Annotated in this window: 17 protein-coding genes; 15 read left to right on the top strand and 2 right to left on the bottom strand. The window is 75.7% G+C overall.

What is annotated here, in order from left to right; translation table 11 throughout:
- Nucleotides 1-4 precede the first annotated feature (4 nt).
- Complete coding sequence (locus KSE_RS03625; protein ID WP_014133914.1) at nt 5-778, top strand: SRPBCC family protein; 774 nt, start codon at nt 5-7, stop codon at nt 776-778.
- Between the two features lie 88 nt (nt 779-866).
- Nucleotides 867-1,439, top strand: a complete 573-nt coding sequence (locus KSE_RS03630) for a dihydrofolate reductase family protein (RefSeq protein ID WP_014133915.1) — start codon at nt 867-869, stop codon at nt 1,437-1,439.
- Between the two features lie 72 nt (nt 1,440-1,511).
- Here the strand turns inward: KSE_RS03630 and KSE_RS03635 are convergent, their stop codons facing one another.
- A complete protein-coding gene (locus tag KSE_RS03635) occupies nt 1,512-3,005 on the bottom strand; it encodes a SulP family inorganic anion transporter (RefSeq protein ID WP_014133916.1) in 1,494 nt (497 codons plus the stop codon).
- Nucleotides 3,006-3,557: 552 nt separating this feature from the next.
- Here KSE_RS03635 and KSE_RS03640 point away from each other — a divergent pair.
- From KSE_RS03640 to KSE_RS03690, 11 genes are all read left to right on the top strand, one after another.
- On the top strand, nt 3,558-5,006 hold the full coding sequence (locus KSE_RS03640) for an FAD-dependent monooxygenase (RefSeq protein WP_014133917.1): 1,449 nt from the start codon (nt 3,558-3,560) through the stop codon (nt 5,004-5,006).
- Between the two features lie 141 nt (nt 5,007-5,147).
- Complete coding sequence (locus KSE_RS39655; protein ID WP_014133918.1) at nt 5,148-7,421, top strand: MFS transporter; 2,274 nt, start codon at nt 5,148-5,150, stop codon at nt 7,419-7,421.
- A 205-nt stretch (nt 7,422-7,626) separates the two neighbouring features.
- On the top strand, nt 7,627-8,058 hold the full coding sequence (locus tag KSE_RS03650; protein WP_014133919.1) for an HAD family hydrolase: 432 nt from the start codon (nt 7,627-7,629) through the stop codon (nt 8,056-8,058).
- A gap of 160 nt (nt 8,059-8,218) precedes the next feature.
- A complete protein-coding gene (locus KSE_RS03655; RefSeq protein ID WP_014133920.1) occupies nt 8,219-8,872 on the top strand; it encodes a DUF6923 family protein in 654 nt (217 codons plus the stop codon).
- Complete coding sequence (locus KSE_RS03660; RefSeq protein WP_014133921.1) at nt 8,869-11,370, top strand: DUF7507 domain-containing protein; 2,502 nt, start codon at nt 8,869-8,871, stop codon at nt 11,368-11,370. Before KSE_RS03655 ends, KSE_RS03660 begins: the two co-directional genes overlap by 4 nt.
- Before the next feature lie 99 nt (nt 11,371-11,469).
- Nucleotides 11,470-12,108 carry a YoaK family protein gene (locus KSE_RS03665; RefSeq protein ID WP_014133922.1) on the top strand — a complete coding sequence of 213 codons (639 nt, stop codon included), beginning with the start codon at nt 11,470-11,472 and terminating at the stop codon, nt 12,106-12,108.
- Nucleotides 12,109-12,862: 754 nt separating this feature from the next.
- A complete protein-coding gene (locus tag KSE_RS03670; RefSeq protein ID WP_014133923.1) occupies nt 12,863-13,153 on the top strand; it encodes a hypothetical protein in 291 nt (96 codons plus the stop codon).
- A gap of 104 nt (nt 13,154-13,257) precedes the next feature.
- Nucleotides 13,258-13,539, top strand: coding sequence for a hypothetical protein (locus KSE_RS03675; RefSeq protein WP_014133924.1), 282 nt, complete (start codon nt 13,258-13,260; stop codon nt 13,537-13,539).
- Nucleotides 13,540-13,624: 85 nt separating this feature from the next.
- The gene (locus KSE_RS03680) at nt 13,625-13,906 is read left to right on the top strand and encodes a hypothetical protein (protein WP_014133925.1); all 282 of its coding nucleotides are present in this window, start codon (nt 13,625-13,627) and stop codon (nt 13,904-13,906) included.
- Nucleotides 13,907-14,148: 242 nt separating this feature from the next.
- A complete protein-coding gene (locus KSE_RS41940; RefSeq protein ID WP_014133926.1) occupies nt 14,149-14,427 on the top strand; it encodes a hypothetical protein in 279 nt (92 codons plus the stop codon).
- Nucleotides 14,428-14,577: 150 nt separating this feature from the next.
- On the top strand, nt 14,578-15,669 hold the full coding sequence (locus KSE_RS03690) for a hypothetical protein (protein WP_014133927.1): 1,092 nt from the start codon (nt 14,578-14,580) through the stop codon (nt 15,667-15,669).
- Between the two features lie 39 nt (nt 15,670-15,708).
- Here KSE_RS03690 and KSE_RS03695 read toward each other — a convergent pair whose 3' ends face one another.
- The gene (locus tag KSE_RS03695) at nt 15,709-16,383 is read right to left on the bottom strand and encodes an HAD-IA family hydrolase (protein ID WP_014133928.1); all 675 of its coding nucleotides are present in this window, start codon (nt 16,381-16,383) and stop codon (nt 15,709-15,711) included.
- A 224-nt stretch (nt 16,384-16,607) separates the two neighbouring features.
- Here KSE_RS03695 and KSE_RS03700 point away from each other — a divergent pair, with 224 nt between their 5' ends.
- Together KSE_RS03700 and KSE_RS03705 are read left to right on the top strand one after the other, a co-directional pair.
- The gene (locus KSE_RS03700) at nt 16,608-17,249 is read left to right on the top strand and encodes a carbonic anhydrase (protein WP_014133929.1); all 642 of its coding nucleotides are present in this window, start codon (nt 16,608-16,610) and stop codon (nt 17,247-17,249) included.
- Between the two features lie 232 nt (nt 17,250-17,481).
- Nucleotides 17,482-18,645, top strand: coding sequence for an NADH:flavin oxidoreductase (locus tag KSE_RS03705; RefSeq protein WP_014133930.1), 1,164 nt, complete (start codon nt 17,482-17,484; stop codon nt 18,643-18,645).
- The last annotated feature ends 29 nt before the right edge of the window (nt 18,646-18,674 follow it).

The following is an 18,674-nucleotide window of genomic DNA, read 5'->3' on the forward strand; positions in this document are numbered from 1 at the left end:
CACCATGCCGCACCCCTTCGAGTTGGAGTTCGAGCTGGCCCTGCCGGCCGACCCGGAGCAGGTCTGGGAGGCGATAGCAACCGGCCCTGGGATCGACTCCTGGTTCATGGGCCGCAACACGGTCGACCCGCGGGTCGGCGGCACGGCCTCGATGGAGCTCGGCGGCCGCCCGGAGACCTCGACGGTCACCGCGTACGACCCGGGCAAGCGCTTCGCGACCCGGACCGAGCCGGGCCCGGACGGCCGGTTCATGGCCTTCGAGTACCTGGTCGAGGGCCGCGACGGCGGCAGCACCGTGCTGCGGGTGGCGCACAGCGGCATGCTGGGCGACGACTGGGAGGACGAGTACGACGCGCTGCGCAGCGGCTGGCCGTTCCACCTGCACACGCTGCGCGAGTACCTGACGCACTTCGCGGGGCGCACCGGCGTCCCGGTGTTCGCGGTGCAGCCGACCGCGGGCCGTCCGGCGGCCGAGGTCCGGTCCGTGCTGACGGCCGCGCTGGCCCTCCCGGCCGACCCGCCAGCCGGGAGCCGGGTGCGCGCCGAGCCGGCCGGACTGCCTCGGCTGGACGGCGAGTTGGTGTGGTCGGACGGCGAGCGCTTCGAGGTCCGCACCGCCGACGGGCTGTACTCCTTCCTGCACCCGGCGGGCGTGGTGCTGCTGTTCCACCACCTGTTCGCCGAACCGACCCCGGCCCCGGCCCCGGCCCCGGACGCTGCGGTGGAAACGGCCGAAACCGCCTGGCAGCGCTGGTTGTCAGCGCTGCTCGCCGCCTGAGGTCATCCACTTTTTTTCCTGCTGTCCCGTCAACCGGCAACTGCCGCAATATCACCACCGAATCACCACCGAGAACGAGGTACCACCGATGCGTACGCTGATCAGCTCCGCCTTCGTCTCCCTGGACGGCGTGATGGAGGGCCCCGGCGGGGAGCCGGGCTACCGGAACTCCGGCTGGACGTTCAAGGACATCGACTTCGTCCCGGAGGCGTTCGAGATCAAGGGCCGGGAGCAGGAGGAGGCCGGCGCGATGCTGCTGGGCCGGGTCAGCTACCAGGCGTTCAGCCCGGTGTGGCCGGGGATGGCGGAGTTCGCCCGGTACAAGGGGCTGCCGAAGTACGTGGTGTCGACCACGCTCGGCGAGGACGACCTGGTCTCCGACTGGGGGCCGACCACGCTGCTGCGCTCGGTGGACGAGGTGGCGGCGCTGAAGGAGACCGAGGGCGGGCCGATCATCGTGCACGGCAGCGCCCGGCTGAACCACGCGCTGTCGGACGCGGGGCTGATCGACCGCTACCACCTGCTGGTGTTCCCGCTGCTGCTGGGCGCGGGCCTGCGCCTGTTCAGCGACACCGACAAGGACACGCAGAAGCTGGAGCTGGTGGAGTTCGCGGCGTTCTCCAACGGCGTGCAGAAGAACGTCTTCGACGTGGTCCGCTGACCCGCGCGTCCGCGTCCGTACGGCCGGAGCCTCCCGCCCCCCAGCGGGAGGCTCCGGCGTTCTGGCGGATCGTCAGTTCGCTTTCGCCAGTTCGGACTTCGTCCGGGCCGGGGTGACGTTGACAAGGAGGCCCAGGCGGCGGTGGCGTTCGGCCCAGGCGGTGAGGGCCTGGCGGCAGGCGGCGTCGAGGTGGGTGAGGGCGGAGAGGTCGAGTTCGACCGGGCCGGTCGGGGTGACCTCCTCCAACCGGTCGACCAGGGTGGGGAGTTTGAGGAAGGTCGCGTTGCCGTGGACGCGCACCAGGGTCGCGGCGGGGGTCTGTTCGACGTGCAGCCGGATGTGGGTGACGTCCCAGGCGGTCTTGGCGAGCGCGGCGACCAGGCCGATGACGACGCCCTCCAGCAGGTTGGTGGTGACGATGCCGACGGTGGTGGCGGCCAGCACCAGCGCTTCGGAGCGGTCGGCGCGCCACAGCCGGAGGCGTTCGCGCGGGGCGGCGAGTTTGGCCCCGGCGTGCAGCAGCAGTCCGGCGAGGGCGGCGAGCGGGACGAGTTCGAGCAGGCCGGGCAGGGCGAGGGTGAACAGCAGCAGCCAGCCGCCGTGCAGGATCCGGGACGCCTTGGTGCGGGCCCCGGCCTGCACGTTGGCGGCGCTGCGGACGATGACGGCGGTCATCGGGAGGGCGCCGAGCGCGCCCGCGACGGTGTTGCCGATGCCCTGGGCGATCAGTTCGCGGTTGTAGTGGGTGCGCGGCCCGGCGTGCATGTGGTCGACGGCGGAGGCGCTGAACAGGCTCTCGGCGGAGGCGATCAGCGCGAACGCGAGCACGGTGCCCCAGATCCCGGCCCGGGCGAGCAGGCCGAGCTGTTCGACGCCGGGCGGCCGCAGCGCGCCGAGCAGGCCGCCGACGCCGACGGTCGGCACCGGCAGGCGCAGCAGCCGGACGGCGGCCGCGGCGAGGACGACCGCGACGAGCGGACCGGGCAGCGCGGCGAGCCGACGCGGGGCGCGCTTCCACAGCGCGAGGACGGCGATCACGCCCGCGCCGACGGCCAGCGACGTCCCGCCGGCGCCGGTCCGGACGGCGCGCAGCGCGGTGGCGGGCAGGCCGGCCAGGTCGGCGAGCGCGTCCCCGTGCGCGCGGCCGGCCAGCAGCACGTACGCCTGGGAGGCGATCAGGACCAGGCCGATGCCGCTGAGCATGCCCTCGACCACGGCGGAGGAGACGGCGCGGAAGCAGCGGCCCAGGCGCAGCAGGCCGAGCAGGACCTGGAGCAGTCCGGCGGTGAGCACGATGACGCCGAGGGCGGGCAGTCCGTGGGTGGTGACGGCGGAGTGGACGAGGACGGTGAGGCCGGCGGCGGGGCCGCTGACCTGGAGGCTGCTGCCGGGCAGGGCGCCGGCCACCAGGCCGCCGACGATGCCGGTGACCAGGCCGAGTTCGGCGGGGGCGCCGGAGGCGACGGAGACGCCGACGCAGAGCGGGACGGCGACCAGGAAGACGGTGATCGAGGCGGGCAGGTCGGTGCGCAGCGCGGCGCGCACCCGGGTGGTGTTCCAGGGCATGGCGGGGTCCTCCGGCTGGGATCGTCGGGGGGCGTCCAAAGGGATGTTCGGAAAGTCCGCGGGCCGGCGGGGGGCCGGGCCGTCGCGGGGCCGCCGGTGTGGGCGGGGGCGGCGGGGCCGGTCCGGTCGCGGCGCGGTGCGGGACGTCCTCGTCCTCCGGGCCCCGGCGGAACCGGTGTCAGGTCACCCTATCGACGCGCTCACGCTGCGTACACACCCGGCGACTCCGGGCGGCGCTCTCGGCCGGCTTTTGTCCGGTTCCCGGCCGCGCACGCCCCACTCGGCGTGACCGCCGCCCCGCCGCGGTGCGGCCCTGCCCCCGGCCCGCTCCGGCCCGACCCCGTCGGGCCCCGTCGGCCCCTTCCGCCCCGCGTGCCCCTGGCGCCTTTCGCTGCCCTTCCCGCCGCTTCCAAGGTATCGCGCCTGGGGGGCCTTGCCGCAAGGGCCGGTGGGTGCCCCAGAATGTCCGCTCGGAGCGGTGAACGGGTGGGTAGCGGGGGTTTTGTCCACAGGTGCGCGGAAAATCATTTGGCGGGCGTTTTCGGAGGGTTGATGATCGACGTGCTGGTGGTCGGCGGCGGGCCGACCGGGTTGATGCTGGCGTGCGAGCTGCGGCTGCACGGGGTGGAGGTGGTGGTTCTCGAACGGCTGGCGGCGCCGACCGGGGAGTCCCGGGGGCAGGGGTTGCACGCGCGCAGTGTGGAGGTGATGGATCAGCGCGGGCTGTTGGAGCGGTTCCGGGCGGTGAGTGAGGAGTTCCGGGTCGGCGGGCTGTTCGCGGGTGAGGCGCGGGCGTGGCCGGAGGGGATGGACACGGCGCATCCGTACGGGCTGGCGACGCCGCAGCCGGTGACGGAGCGCCTGCTGTGGGAGCGGGCGGAGGAGTTGGGCGCGGATCTGCGGCGCGGCCGCGAGGTGGTCGGGCTGGTCCAGGACGAGGAGGGGGTGGAGGTATCGCTGGCGGACGGGGCGCGGCTGCGGGCGCGCTGGCTGGTGGGGTGCGACGGCGGGCGCAGTACGGTGCGCCGGCTGGCGGGTGTGGCGTTCCCGGGCGAGCCGGCGACGGTGCAGACGCTGCTGGGGCAGATGGAGGCGGCGGAGGCTCCGGAGCGGATCGCCGAGGTGGTGGCGGAGGTCCGGCGGACGCAGCTGCGGTTCGGGCTGCACCACGAGGGCGGCGGGCTGTACCGGGTGATCGTTCCGGCGGAGGGCGTGTCGGAGGACCGGGCGGCGCCGACGCTGGAGGAGTTCCGGGCCCGGCTGCGGGCGGTGGCGGGCACCGACTTCGGGGTGCACTCGCCGCGCTGGCTGTCCCGCTTCGGGGACGCGACGCGCCAGGCGGAGCGGTACCGGACGGGCCGGGTCCTGCTGGCGGGCGACGCGGCGCACGTCCATCCGCCGACCGGCGGCCAGGGGTTGAACCTGGGCGTGCAGGACGCGTTCAACCTGGGCTGGAAGCTGGCGGCCGAGGTGGCGGGCTGGGCGCCGCCGGGCCTGCTGGACTCGTACCACGCGGAGCGGCACCCGGTGGGCGCGGCGGTGATCGCGCACACCCGGGCGCAGATGACGCTGCTGGGCACCGGTCCCGGCCCGGTGGCGCTGCGCGGGGTGTTCGCCCGGCTGATGGACTTCCCGGAGGTGAACCGGTACATCACGGGCGTGGTCTCGGGGGTGGACGTCCGGTACGACTTCGGCCCGGGCCCGGCCCTGCTGGGGCGCCGGCTGCGGGACGTGCGACTGGTCGACGCGCCGTCGGCGGGGCGGTTGTACGAGCGGACGCGGGCGGGCCGGGGCGTGCTGCTGGACCGGTCGGGGCTGCTGTCGGCCGAGGTGGCGGGCTGGCGGGACCGGGTGGACGTGCTGGTGGACGGCTGTCCGGAGCTGTCGGCGCCGGCGGTGCTGCTGCGTCCGGACGGGCACGTGGCGTGGGTCGGCGCCGAGCCGGGCGGCGGGGAGGGGCTGGCGCGGGCGCTGGCGCGCTGGTTCGGCGCGGCGGGGTAGCGGGAGGGGGGTGGGCGCCTGGTCCTGTTCACCCCGGCGCCCTCACCTCGGAGTTTTGTCCCTTTTGTTCATGTTTGGCGGATTCGACCTGGCAGAGTGGGGAGGTCCTTCCCACCCCCGCCGAGCAGATCGAGGTACCCGATGGCCGCGAACCCCACGGCCTCCCCCGCCCCCTCCCCCGCGCCCGTGCCGCTGAGCGGCCCGTCCGTGCTGGGGCGGGTGGGGGCGGGGCGGTCGGTCGGGGTGCTGCTGGCGGCGGCCGCGGTGTTCTACGTGGTGTCGCCGGTGCTGCAGGGCGCGGCGCTGCCGGCGGTGCGGGTCCGGTTCGGGCTGAGCGCCCAGCAGGTGGTGGGGATGAAGGTGGGCGGCGGCGCGCTGATGGTGCTGTCGCTGTTCGCGGCGGGCCGGGCGGGCGACGCGTGGGGGCGGCGCCGGGTGCTGGCCTGGTCGCTGGGGGTGCTGGCGGCGGGGCTGGCGGTCGAGGCGGTGGCGTTCTCGGACTGGTCGTACCTGCTGGGGCGGTCGGTGGTGATCGCCGGGGTGTCGGCGGTCTTCGCGGGCTGCCTGGCCTCGGTGGCGGCACTGAACGCGCCGGGCCGGATGCCGCAGGCGCTGGGCGGCTGGCTGGCGGTGATGTCGGCGTCGTTCTTCGTCGCGGCGAACCTGATCCCGCGCGCCCCGTCGATGCCGGGCCTGCGGGTGAGCGCGGGCCTGGGCGCGGTGCTGGCGGTGGTGCTGCTGGTGGTGGCGCGGCGGCGGCTGCCGGAGGCGGGCGATCCGCCGACGCCGCTGGACCGGGTGTTCCTGCTCGCGCTGGCGCTGGCGCTGGCCGCCGTGGTGACCGGGCTGCAGGTCGGCCCGGTCTGGGGCTGGTCGGATCCGCGGACGGTGGCGCTGCTGGCGCTGCTGCCGGTCGCGGCGGCGGTGGCGGGCCGGCGCTGGCGGCGCCGGCGGTTCACGATGCCGCCGCGGATCGCGTCGATGGCGCTGGCCACCGGCGTGGCGGTGGGCTTCACCCAGGTCGCGCTGCTGCTGGCGCTGCCGGTGCTGACCGCCCAGTCGGGCATCGGGGTGCCGGCGACGGCGCTGATGGTCTCGGCGTACGGGGCCGGCGGGGTGGCGGGCTGCCTGCTGGTGCGGGCCCGGCGGATCTCGCCGGTGACGGGCTGCTCGCTGGGGCTGCCGCTGGCGGTGATCGGGCTGTCGCTGTGCCACGTGCTGCCGACCGGCCCGGCCACCGGGATGGCGCTGGGCACGCTGGCGGCGCTGCTGACCGGGCTGGGCGTGATGATGGCGCAGGTGCCGCAGATGGCGTGGTTCCTGTCGGCGCTGCCGCGCGGCCGGATGGGGACGGCGGCGGCGTTCCACCCGGTGTCGGTGCTGCTGGGGACGGCGGCGGCGCAGGCGCTGCCGTCGACCTCGGCGGTCAGCCTGGGGGCGAGCGGGCGGCAGGCGGAGGGCGTGCTGTGGGTGGCGGCGGCGGTGGTCGCGGCGGGGGCGCTGATCGCGGGGCTGCCGGCGGTGGTGCTGGGCGTGGTGGTGGCGGCGGCCGGCGAGTGGCTGCTGGTGCGGGCGCTGGCCGGGGCGGAGCTGGCGCAGCGCCCGCTGGCGCAGGGCGCGGCGCTGGCGGTGGGGGTGGTGACGGGGCTGGCGGTGTGGGGGCGGCGGCAGCGGAGCGAGCGGCTGGCGGCGAGCCGGGCGAGCGCGGCGGCGCTCCAGGAGGCGGTGCTGCACCCGGTCCCGGAGCGGCTGGGCGGCCTGCGGCTGGCGTCCCGGTACCAGGCGGCCACGACGGGGACGGGCATCGGCGGGGACTTCCTGGACGCGGTGGAGACCCCGCACGGGACGCGGCTGCTGATCGGGGACGTCCGGGGCAAGGGCTTGCAGGCGGTGCAGACCGTGACGGACCTGCTGGGCTGCTTCCGCTCGCAGGCGCACGAGACGGCCGACCTGGGCGAGCTGGCAGCCCGGCTGGACCGGCACACGGCGCGCAGCGCGGCGGCCCGCGGCGACGAGGAGCTGTTCGCGACGGCGCTGCTGCTCCAGCACCGCCCGGGCGACGGGTACGTCGAGGTGGTGAACTGCGGCCACCTGGCGCCGCTGGCACTGGGCCCGGCGGGGGTGCGCGAGGCGGCGGCCCCGGCGCTGCTGCCGCTGGGCTTCGGCGCCCTGGGCGGGGACGTGCCGGTGCCGCGGCGGGTGCCGCTGCCGGCCGGGGAGTCGCTGCTGCTGTACACGGACGGGCTGACCGAGGCGCGCAACGCGTCCCGCGAGTTCTATCCGGCGGTGGAGCGGCTGGCCGCGTCCGGGCGGCGCGAGCCGGCGGCGCTGCTGTCCTTCCTGGAGCGGGACGTGCGGGACTGGAGCCACCAGTTGACCGACGACATCGCCCTGGTCGCGCTCACTCCGGAGTGACGCCCTGGCAACCCGGCGCCGCCCCGCCCGCCGGGGGCCGCGGCCAACTCTCGGCACGCAGGCGGCACTTGATCCCAACCTTCACCCTCCGGAGTGAACTGATCACCAAACGTCGCCGAACCCGGTAAGCGGACCGGCCCGGGCGACTCCTCTCCTTCGAACCCGCCGGGACCCCGGCGGGACCGCGTCCGAAGGAACAGGACCCATGACCGTCGTACCGCTCGACCCCGCCTCGCCCGCCTCGCACGCCGTCGGCATCGACTTCGACCAGACGCTGGTCGCGCACGACGACGGCTGGCAGGACGGCCGGATCTACGGCAAGCCCGTCCCGGGGGCGATCGAGTCGCTGCACGCCCTGAAGCGGCTCCGCTCGGTGTTCATCATGACCGCCCGCCCCCGCCGCTTCCACGCCGCCGTGGCGGGCTGGCTGCGCGAGCACTCCGGCCTGGAGACGCTGGTCGACGAGGACCCCGAGCGCGCCTACTGGCAGGGCGACTGCCTGCTCGTCACCAACAAGAAGCTCGGCGCCGCCGTGTACATCGACGACCGCGCCCTGCGCTTCACCGGCGACTGGACGGCCACCCTCGCCCAGGCCCACCACGCGATCGGCCTCCCGGCCACCCCGGCCCGCACCTAGTGCCCCGGCCCGCGCCCAACGCCGTGTCCGGCGGGTACCGCCCGGCGGGTGGTCCGCACCCCCCGGGCGCATGATCCGGCGCGCGGGCTGACGGACCGTCGGTTTCAGTGGAGACGGCGGTGGTCCGGCCGCCGGTCCGGAGACGATCGAGGTGCGGGGCATGACAGAGCGTCACAGACGGCGGCCGTGGCGGCTGCTCGCGGCAGCGGTTCTCACGGGGGCGCTGCTCCCGCTGGCGGGTGGTGCGCAGCCGGCGGCCGCGGCGGCCGTCCCCTGGACGTGCGACGCGTCCGGCTACCTGTTCCAGTCGCCGAACGGGCGCGGCACCAAGCCGTTCACCGTCCAGCGGGTCGACCTGGTGACGGGGGCGAACTCGCTGCTCGGCACGACGGCGGACTCGCTGAACGGCGTCGGCTACAACACCCTGGACAACTACTTCTACGCCTGGGACTTCACCACCAGCCAGCTGGCCCGGGTCAACGCCGACCTGACGCTGAAGCAGCTGGGCCGCCCGACCGGCTTCCCGAACACCGACGTCAACATCGGCGACTTCGACCAGGCGGGCCACTACTTCGCGGCGAACGGCAACGCGACGCCCGCCCTCTGGCGGGAGGTCGACTTCGCGCCGGGCTCGCCGACGTACGGCCAGGTGATCGGCTCGGGGACGCTGACCCCTTCGGCGGGGGGGACTTCCCGTCCGACTGGTCGTACGTCGCGGGCCCGGCGCCGGCCGGGTTCTACGGCGCGGGGCCGACCGCCACCGGGCGGGGCGACGCGCACCTGTTCCGGTTCGACCCGGCCGCGAAGGCGATGACCGACCTGGGGGCGCTGCCGGGCCTGCCGTCGACGTCGGCGTTCGGCGCCTCGTACTCGGACGCCAACGGCTACGTGTACGTGTCGGACAACGCCACCGGGGTGGTCTACCGGATCGACCCGGCCGCCCGGACCGTGCTGCGCCTGGCGAACGGTCCGAAGGCCACCCAGAACGACGGCGCGCGCTGCCTGACCGCCCGGACGCCGACCGTGACGGTCGCCAAGTCGGTGGCGGGCCGGCTGCAGGCCGCCGACCAGTTCACCGTGGCCCTGGCGGACTCGGCCGGGACCGAGCTGACCTCGGCCACCACCTCCGGCACCGGCACCTCGGCGACCTCGGCGAACTGGCCCGCCCGGATCGGCGCCGACTACCAGATCAGCGAGCGGACGGCGGACGGCTCGGCCTCCCCGATCTCGGGCTACACCGCGACGGTGGAGTGCCGCGACCAGACCCGGGGCACCGCGATCCCGACCGGCGGCGCCCGCCCGCAGTGGACGTTCACGGTGCCCGACGGCGACGACTTCCTCTGCACCGTCACCAACACGCCGAACGCCCAGCCCTCGCTGGCGCTCGCCAAGACGGCCGCACCGATCGACCCGGCCGCGTTCACCGCCGGGCAGAGCGTCACCTACACGTACGTGGTGACCAACACCGGCACCGTGCCGCTGACCGCCCTGGCCATCACCGAGGACGCCGCCGCGTTCACCGGCACCGGCCCGCTGCCCGCCCCGACCTGCCCGGCGGCCCCGCTGGCGCCCGGCGCGCAGACCACCTGCACCGCGGCGTACACGATCACCGCGGCGGACGTGCTGCGCGGCTCGCTGCGCAACACCGCGACCGCCACCGGCACCCCGCCGAGCGGGCCGCCCGCCGTCTCCCCGCCGTCCAGCGCGGAACTGCCGGCCGCGCCCGCGCCCGGGCTGGGCATCGTCAAGAGCGCCGCCCCCACGACGGTCAGCGCCGCCGGGCAGGACGTCACCTACTCCTACGCGGTGACCAACACCGGCAACGTGCCGCTGACCGCGGTGCGGGTGGTCGACGACCCGGCGGCGTTCACCGGCAGCGGCACGGTGTCGGCGGTCAGCTGCCCGGTCACCGAGCTGGCCCCGGCGGTCGGCACCGTCTGCACCGCGACGTACACCGTCACGCAGGCCGACATCGACCGCGGCGGGTTCACCAACACCGCGACCGCGCGCGGCACGTACGGCGGGGCGGAGACCGCCTCCGGCCCGTCCGAGGCGGTCGTCGGCGCGAACCGGACGCCCGCGCTGAGCCTGGCCAAGACCGCGACGCCGACCAGCGTCACCGCCGCCGGCAGCACCGTCACGTACGTCTTCGAGGTCACCAACACCGGTAACACCACGGTGCGTTCGCTGGCCGTGCGGGAGACCGCGGCCAACCGCAACGGCACCCTGTCGGCGGTCGACTGCCCGGCCACCGAGCTCGCCCCGCAGGCCACCACCCGCTGTACCGCGACGTACACGGTGGCCGCCGCCGACCTGGCACTGGAGGCGCTCACCAACACGGCGACCGCGACCGGCCGGGCCGCGAACGAGGCGAGCGTCACCTCGCCGCCGTCCAGCGCCGTCGTCGGCGTCGGCAGCGGCTCGCTGACGCTCGCCAAGACCGCTGCGCCGGGCAGCGTCGACACCGTGGGCAGCACGGTGACGTACACCTTCACCGTGACCAACACCGGCACCGTGCCGCTCGACCAGGTCTCGGTCGACGAGACCGCGTTCACCGGCACCGGCACCCGGCCCGCCGTCAGCTGCCCGACCGGCACGCTGGCCAGCGGCACCGCGATGAAGTGCACCGCCACGTACACCGTCACCGCCGCCGACCTGGCCGCCGGGAGGATCGACAACACCGCGACGGCCGGCGGCCGCACCCCCGACGGCCGCCAGACCACCTCACCGCCCGCCGACGCCGAGGTCACCACCCCCGGGCCGGCCGCGCCGGGCCGGCTCGAACTCGCCAAGACCGGCGTGCTGGACGGCGAGCAGGTCCGCTGGACGTTCACCGTGCGCAACACCGGCGGGCAGCAGGTCACCGAGCTGACCGTGGACGACCCGACGGCGGGCCCGGTCAGCTGCCCCGCGACCGTGCTGGCGGCCGGCGCCTCGCTCACCTGCACCGCCGCCCCGCACACCGTCACCGCTGCCGAACGGGCCGCCGGGAGGGTCGACAACACCGCGACCGCGCACGGCAGTTCGGGGGGCGGGCCGGTCGACTCCGACCCGGCGAAGGCCAGCGTCCCGGTGCCCGCGCCGTCCCCCAGCCCGTCCCCCAGCCCGTCCCCCAGCCCGACGCCCACGCCCACGACGGCGCCCACGCCGACGCCGAAGCCGTCGCCCGAGCCCGTGCCGCCGCACCCCGGGCCGCACCCGCGCCCGCCGCTCCCGGACACCGGCAGCACCGCGCCGGCCGCCGGCGGGCTCGCCGCCCTGCTGCTGACCGGCGGACTGCTGCTGCTCCGGGCCCGCCGCCGCCGGGCCTGACCCGAGGCCCGAGGAGCACCCCGGTCTGCCGGACCCGCCACCGCCGCGGGTCCGGCAGACCGCTGAAAAGCCCTGTGACAGCCCCGTGGGAGGCACGCGTTGAGCACACCGAAGGCCGTCGGGGCGGACACCGCGGACGGCGACCCGCTGGCGCTCGCCCTGTTCGGACTGACCGTGGTCAGCGGGCTGATCGACGCCGTCAGCTACCTGGGGCTCGGGCACGTCTTCGCCGCCAACATGACCGGCAACGTCGTCGTCATCGGCTTCGCGCTGGCCGGCGCGCCGGGCTTCTCGGTGATCGGGTCGACCACCGCGCTGGCCGCGTTCCTGCTCGGCGCCGCCCTGGCCGGCCGGCTGACCGCCGGGCGGCTGCGGCCCGCGCTGGCCGCCGAGAGCGCACTGCACCTGGTGGCGGCCGCCGTGCTCTTCGCCGCGGGCCGCGACGGGGCGGTCCAGTACGGGGTGATCGCGCTGCTGGCGCTGGCGATGGGCCTGCGCAACGCGACGGTGCGCAGCCTGGGCGTGCCCGACCTGACCACCACCGTGCTGACCATGACGCTGACCGGCCTCGCCGCCGAACCCCGCTCCCCGCGCCGGCGCCGCCGGGTGCTGGCCGCGCTGACCATGATCGCCGGGGTCGTCCCCGGCTCGGTGCTGGTCCTGCACGACCAGGCCGGCTGGGCGCTGCTCGCCGCGGCCGCGCTCACGGCCGCGACCGCGGCGCTCTACCGGGGCTGACCCGTCCGCCGGGGGACGGCGGACGGGGCCGATGCGGGTCGGTTCGCCCGGCATCTCCGTCAACCTCCCTGCTGCGCCTGCTTTCTGATGATCGGTCGCGATTCGCTCGGCAGACGATCGAATTCGGCCAGCGGGCCGCGGCGCGGACCGTTCGCGCAGTTGGGGGGTGTCCGAACCGGCGCCATCCGGCCATGATTTACCTGAACTGGTACAGACCATTGACGATCCTCGGGCGGCGGCCCGAGGATCACTGGCACCGGCCCGGAACGGACCCCACCCGCTCCGGACCGCCTCCTCCTCCCTCGGCGTCCCCCACGATTCCGACCGAAGCAAGGAGCCCCACCCCGCATGCGTGCCCACACCGCCACCGCCGCCACCCACGCCGCCGCCACCCCCCGGCGGCCGCACCGCGGCTAGCACCGCCGCCCGCCCGTCGCCCCGCCGCTCCCGGCCCCCGCCGCCACCTCGCCGCCCGGCTCCCGGGCATCCCGCTGCCGCCACCGCGCGGCCGTCCGGCCCGACCCCCACCGGGGCCGCGCCGCCCGGCACCGCGCCGTCCGGGCCGTCCAGGCCCCGGCACCTCCGACGCGGCGCCCCCGACCCGCTACCCCGGGTCGGCGGCGCCGGCCATCCCCGGCCGGGCCCCCTTCCACCCCCCTTCGGTGGGCGACGCGTGCGCCGCCCACCGCACCACCGGCACCACTCGCACCGCCAGGCACCAACCGCACCACAGGCACCTCAGCAAGGAGTCCCCATGCGCATCCGCACCGCCGCCAAGGCCGCCACCACCCTCGCCGTCGCCGGCGGCCTGGCCCTCGGCCTCCCCGGCGCCGCGTTCGCCGTCCCCGACGGTCCGACCAGCCTGACCGGCAAGGGCTGCCCGTCCTCGTACGTCAACTACGCCAACGGCGGCACCTGGACACAGACCCTCACCAAGAAGTTCGTCGCGCCGAACGGCTTCCAGTACGGCGACTACAAGGTCACCTTCCGCACCTCGGCCGGCACCTTGGTGAACGAGGGGACCCGCGAGTACCGCTGCTACTGATGACCGGTCCGGCGGCCCGCCGGGGCCGCCCCGCCGACCGCGCCACCCCGCTTCCTCTCCCCTTCCCCTTCCCCTTCCACCGCACCCCGTCCTGAGGAGTCCCCATGCGCTTCCGCACCGCGGCCAAGGCCGCCACCACCCTCGCCATCGCCGGCGGCCTGACCGTCGCCGTGGCCGGTGTCGCGTTCGCCGCGCCCACCAACCTGACCGGCAAGGGCTGCCCGTCCTCGTACGTCAACAACGCCGACGGCGGCACCTGGACGCAGACCCTCACCAAGAAGTTCATCGCCCCGAACGGCTTCCAGTACGGCGACTACAAGGTCACCTTCCGCACCCCGGCCGGCAGCCTGTCGAACGAGGGCATCAAGGAGTACCGCTGCTACTGACCGGCCCGCCGGTCCCCCCGTGGTGACCGCCGCGCCCGGGCGACTCTTCCCGACACCGATCCGCCGATCCCTCCCAGGAGTTCCGATGGCCTTCCGCCGCACCGCCAAGGCACTTGCCGTCACCGCCCTCGCCGGCGCCCTCACCCTCGGCGTGGCCGGCGTCGCCGCCGCGGCCAACGCGACCAACCTGACCGGCATGGGCTGCCCGGACAGCTACGTCAACAACTACGGCGACGGGCAGTTCAAGCAGTACCTGTCCTACACCTACATCGCCGGCAACGGCTACAAGTACGGCCACTACGACGTCTACTTCACCAACTGGTCCGGCAACGCCTACCAGGGGTCCGCGGACTACCGCTGCTACTGATCGCCCCGGCCGCTCCGCGGCCTTCGAAGCGCTGGCGCCCGTGCCCGGCCGGTGGGTCCAACCCACCTGTCGGGCACGGGCGTTCGCGCGTCGCCCCGGACAGCACCGATCGACCGCCGAAGCCACCGAAAGGTCCATACCATTGACCTGAACAAATCAACTTGGCATGATCTCGTTCGCGCCGGGACCGCCAACGCCCTCCGTCCGCCCGGCCGTTCCCCGACGACCCTCCAGGAGTCCGCATGGCCCTCCGTCGCACCGCGCGCGCCGTCACCACCACCGCCGTCGCCGGCACCCTCGCCCTGACCTTCACCGGCACCGCCTCCGCCGCCGCGGCCACCAACCTCAACTGGATGGGCTGCCCGTCCAGTTACACCAACAACTACGGCGACGGCCAGTTCCAGCAGTACCGCACCTCCACCTACATCGCCGGGAACGGCCTCAAGCACGGCACCTACGACATCTACTTCGTCAACTGGTCCGGCAACCGCTACCAGAACAGCACCGACTACTTCTGCTGACCGCCGTCCGGCCACCGTCCGACCTCCGCCCGGCCACCGCCGGGTGAACGGGCGGTCACGACCCCGCCACAGCCCCGCCCGCCGATGGCCGGCCGTCCGGGCGGCGGGCAGGATGCCCCTACCGGGCGGATCCAAGAGGGCGGCGGGGCCATGGAGTTCACCATCAGCGGGCGCATCCGGCGACGCGGACTGCGGCTGGTCGGCTGGTCCGCGCCGGGGGTGCTGGGCTTCGCGGGCTGGGCCGCCGCCTCGACGGGCGACCGGCGCAACGGGGCGCTGGCGCTGCTCGCCCTGTCCGCCGGGCTGCTGCTGCGCGGCGTCGGCGAACTGCGGCGGCTGCGCAAGCCGTTCCGGCTCCGCCTGGACGACGCCGGGATCACCCTGCACGACGCCGAACTCCCTTGGAGCGCCGTCGAGTCGATCGCACTGCGGCACCCGCCGAAGTCCGCCGAGGACGACTCCTCCAGCGCGCCCCCGCCCCGACTGGTGCTGCGGCTCGCCCCGGGCGCCGAACTGCCCCGGACCGGCGGGAGCACCGGGCGCGGGGCCGGCGGGCACGGGGCCGACCCGGACGAGCACGTCCTGCTCGACAGCACCGACCTCGACCAGCCGCTGCACCAACTCGTCGAAGCGCTCCGGGAGTTCGCCGGGCACCGGCTGGAGACCGCGCCCCGGCAGGTACTGCCGCCCGGCCCCCGCGACCGCCACACCCCCGAACGCGGCGGCGTGGAACGGCAGTTCACCGCCCGGCCGGGCGCCCGCGCCCGCGCCCGGCTGGCCCTCGCGCCGGCCGCCACCGCGCTCTGCGCCGCCCCGCTCGCCGTCGGCGCGGCCTGCGGCGGCACGCTCGACTCCGAACCGCGCTACGGCCTCTTCGCGCTGCCGGCCGCCCTGTTCGGCTGGCTGAGCGTCCGCGCGACCCGGCGGCACCTGCGCCCGCTGCGCCTGCGGATCGGTCCGGACGGCATCGGCCTGCGCGAACCGGCCGGTCCCGAGTGGTTCGCCCGCTGGGCCGACGTCTCCGCCGTCAGCACCAGCCCCCTCCCGCACACCGTCGGGACCGGCCCGCACCTGGTGGTGTACGCCGCGCCCGGCGCCGACCTGCCGTTCCCGCGGATGTTCGTCGACCGCGGCCACCGGGGCTACGCCCTGCTGCCCCTGGACCGCCTCCCCGACCGCGGCCGCGAGGTGCCCGCCGCGCTGCGCGCCTTCGCCCCCGACCGGTACACCGGGCCGGACTGACCGCGCCTCGCGCCCGACCCCGCCCCGCGCCCGACCGCCCTACGCTTCGTCCGCCGCCAGCATCCCGGTGATCGCGGCGTGGGCGGCCCGCAGCGACGGGGCGTGCAGCGTCGCGCCGGGGAAGGCCCCGGGCGGGTGGGAGAGGGTCAGGGCGATCACCGCGCAGCCGGCCGCCGCGCCCGCCGCGGCCCCGGCGGGGGCGTCCTCCACCACCAGGCAGTGCCGCGGGTCGACGCCGAGCCGGCGCGCGGCCAGCAGGTACCCCTCGGGGTGCGGCTTGGACTCCCGCACGTCCTCGCCGTAGACCTGCACGCCGGGCAGCGGCAGCCCGCCCAGCGCGAAGCGGCGGTGCACCGGGCCGCGGCTGCCCGAGGTGACCAGCGCCCAGCGGTCGGGGCGCAGCGCGGTGAGCAGTTCGGCGGCGCCGTCCGCGGCCGGGAAGGCGTCGCCCTGCTCGTGCATCAGCGCGTTGAGGACGAGCCGTTCGGCGTCCGGGTCGAGCGCGGGGGCGACGTCGCGGACGGTGTCCTCGGGGCGGCGGCCGAAGGTGCGGTCCCAGACGTGCGCGGTGTCGAGGCCGCGCAGCCGGGCCCAGGCGTCCCAGATCCGGCGGTAGGCGGGCAGCGAGTCCAGCAGGACGCCGTCCACGTCGAACAGCACGGCCCGGTACCCGCCGCCGCCACCCGTGGTCCCCGTCCCCGTCTCCGCCCCCATGCCCCGTCCCTTCGGCTCCGTCGGTCCGGGCCGGCCGTCCGGCCCGGACCGATGGTATTCGTAGCATCGGCCCGGTCGGGGGGCGATTATCGCCGCCATAGCACCGATATCCGGACGATTTCGGCCGGGATCAGCGGTTTGATCATGTTTTGCTCCCGTTGTGGGAAGGTCCAGGACGTGGCCCGGGCGCGACCGGCGGCGGGGCGGGGACGTAGTCTGCGGGCATGACTGACGCCACGCACCTCACTCCCCAGGCCGCTTTCGAATTGCTGCTGGCGGGCAACGGCAGGTTCGTCGCCGGTTCCCCGCAGCACCCGAACCAGGACGCCGCCCGCCGCGCCCAGACCGCCCCGTCCCAGGCGCCGTTCGCGGTGCTGTTCGGCTGCTCCGACTCCCGGCTCGCCGCCGAGATCATCTTCGACCAGGGCCTGGGCGACCTGTTCGTGGTCCGCACCGCCGGGCACGTGCTGGGCACCGAGGTGCTGGGCAGCATCGAGTACGGGGTGAGCGTGCTGGGCACGCCGCTGGTGATCGTGCTCGGGCACGACTCCTGCGGCGCGGTCGGCGCCACCCGGGAGGCGGTCGCGGCGGGTGCCAGCGGCGAGGGCTTCGTCCGCGACGTGATCGAGCGGGTCACCCCGAGCGTCCTGGCCGCCAACGCCGCCGGCTACACCGACAACTCCGACTTCATCGACGAGCACATACGGCACACCGTCAGCCTGCTGGTGGAGCGCTCGCACACCATCGCCTCGGCGGTGGCCGCGGGTACCACCGCCGTCGTCGGCCTCTCCTACCGGCTCGTCGACGGCACCGCCCACCTGGTCACCACCCGGGGACTCGACCTGCCGGCCCCCGCCGCCGTCTGACCCCGTTCCACCACGCACGGCCCCGGCCCCGGTCGCGCCCCGACGGGCGGCCGGGGCTGCGGCGTCCTCCCCGACGTTCCGCCAACTCCCTTCCGCGCCAAGGGCGGTGCCCGCGCGTGACACGGATCACAGCGGGGAGTGCGGTGGTCGGCGAAATGCGCCGGGGCGCGGGGTCGTTGACCCGGGTGGCCGTCCGGGTACGGACGTTCGCCGCCGATCCCGAGGAGCTCCCGTGACCGATCCCGTCCCCTCCCCCGCCGCCGCCGCTTCTCCCGCCGCCGACCGGGCCGCCGAGCGGGCCGCCGCGGTGCTGTCCCGTCCGGTCGCGATCAACGGGCTGACCGTGCCCAACCGGATCGTGATGGCGCCGATGACCCGCAAGCACTCGCCCGGCGGCGTGCCCGGCGCGGACGTCCGGGCGTACTACGCGCGCCGGGCCGCCGCCGGGGTCGGGCTGATCGTCACCGAAGGCACGTACGTCGGCCACGAGTCGGCGGGCCAGAGCGACAGCATCCCGCGGTTCCACGGCGAGGAGCAGCTGGCCGGGTGGGCCAAGGTCGCCGAGGAGGTGCACGCGGCGGGCGGGACGATCGTGCCGCAGCTGTGGCACATCGGGATGGTCCGCCGGGCGGGCGAGCCGCCGTTCCCGGAGGCCCCGGCGGTCGGGCCGTCCGGGATCCGGCCGGACGGCACCGAGGGGGCCGGCCGGGCGATGACCCGCGCCGACCTGGACGCCGTCATCGGCGCGTTCGCCGAGGCCGCCGCGGCCGCCGAGCGGACCGGTTTCGACGGCGTCGAGCTGCACGGCGCGCACGGCTACCTGATCGACCAGTTCCTGTGGGCGGGCACCAACCGCCGCACCGACGCGTACGGCGGCGACCCGGTCGCCCGGACCAGGTTCGCGGCCGAGCTGGTCGCGGCGGTGCGCGCGGCCGTCTCGCCGCGTTTCCCGGTGCTGTTCCGCTTCTCGCAGTGGAAGACGGACGGCTACGACGCCCGCCTCGCCGAGACCCCGCAGGAGCTGGAGGCGGTGCTGGCCCCGCTCGCCGCGGCCGGCGTCGACGCCTTCCACGCCTCCACCCGCCGCTACTGGACGCCCGAGTTCGCCGGCTCCGACCTCAACCTGGCCGGTTGGACCAGGAAGCTCACCGGCCTGCCCACCGTCACCGTCGGCTCGGTCGGCCTGGACGGCGACTTCCTCCGCGCCTTCGCGGGCGAGGGCGCCCCGGCGCGCGGCCTCGACGACCTCCTCGACCGCCTGGAGCGCGACGAGTTCGACCTGGTCGCCGTCGGCCGCGCCCTCCTCCAGGACCCGCAGTGGGCCGCCAAGGTCCTGGCCGGCCGCCACACCGAACTGCAGCCGTACGACGCGGCCTCGCTGCAGACCCTGCACTGAGCCGCGCCGCCGGGTTCGGCCCCGGCTCC

Source organism: Kitasatospora setae KM-6054, from assembly GCF_000269985.1.
In the GTDB taxonomy this organism is placed as follows: Bacteria; Actinomycetota; Actinomycetes; order Streptomycetales; family Streptomycetaceae; genus Kitasatospora; species Kitasatospora setae.

What these genes read in the sequence shown, in the direction of transcription:
- KSE_RS03640 (WP_014133917.1), top strand. Translation starts at nt 3,558, where the DNA reads ATGATCGACGTGCTGGTGGTCGGCGGCGGGCCGACCGGGTTGATGCTG.
- KSE_RS03630 (WP_014133915.1), top strand. Translation starts at nt 867, where the DNA reads ATGCGTACGCTGATCAGCTCCGCCTTCGTCTCCCTGGACGGCGTGATG.
- KSE_RS03680 (WP_014133925.1), top strand. Translation starts at nt 13,625, where the DNA reads ATGGCCTTCCGCCGCACCGCCAAGGCACTTGCCGTCACCGCCCTCGCC.
- KSE_RS03650 (WP_014133919.1), top strand. Translation starts at nt 7,627, where the DNA reads ATGACCGTCGTACCGCTCGACCCCGCCTCGCCCGCCTCGCACGCCGTC.
- KSE_RS03675 (WP_014133924.1), top strand. Translation starts at nt 13,258, where the DNA reads ATGCGCTTCCGCACCGCGGCCAAGGCCGCCACCACCCTCGCCATCGCC.
- KSE_RS03690 (WP_014133927.1), top strand. Translation starts at nt 14,578, where the DNA reads ATGGAGTTCACCATCAGCGGGCGCATCCGGCGACGCGGACTGCGGCTG.
- KSE_RS03655 (WP_014133920.1), top strand. Translation starts at nt 8,219, where the DNA reads ATGACAGAGCGTCACAGACGGCGGCCGTGGCGGCTGCTCGCGGCAGCG.
- KSE_RS03700 (WP_014133929.1), top strand. Translation starts at nt 16,608, where the DNA reads ATGACTGACGCCACGCACCTCACTCCCCAGGCCGCTTTCGAATTGCTG.
- KSE_RS39655 (WP_014133918.1), top strand. Translation starts at nt 5,148, where the DNA reads ATGGCCGCGAACCCCACGGCCTCCCCCGCCCCCTCCCCCGCGCCCGTG.
- KSE_RS41940 (WP_014133926.1), top strand. Translation starts at nt 14,149, where the DNA reads ATGGCCCTCCGTCGCACCGCGCGCGCCGTCACCACCACCGCCGTCGCC.
- KSE_RS03635 (WP_014133916.1), bottom strand. Translation starts at nt 3,005, where the DNA reads ATGCCCTGGAACACCACCCGGGTGCGCGCCGCGCTGCGCACCGACCTG.
- KSE_RS03660 (WP_014133921.1), top strand. Translation starts at nt 8,869, where the DNA reads ATGACCGACCTGGGGGCGCTGCCGGGCCTGCCGTCGACGTCGGCGTTC.
- KSE_RS03695 (WP_014133928.1), bottom strand. Translation starts at nt 16,383, where the DNA reads ATGGGGGCGGAGACGGGGACGGGGACCACGGGTGGCGGCGGCGGGTAC.
- KSE_RS03625 (WP_014133914.1), top strand. Translation starts at nt 5, where the DNA reads ATGCCGCACCCCTTCGAGTTGGAGTTCGAGCTGGCCCTGCCGGCCGAC.
- KSE_RS03670 (WP_014133923.1), top strand. Translation starts at nt 12,863, where the DNA reads ATGCGCATCCGCACCGCCGCCAAGGCCGCCACCACCCTCGCCGTCGCC.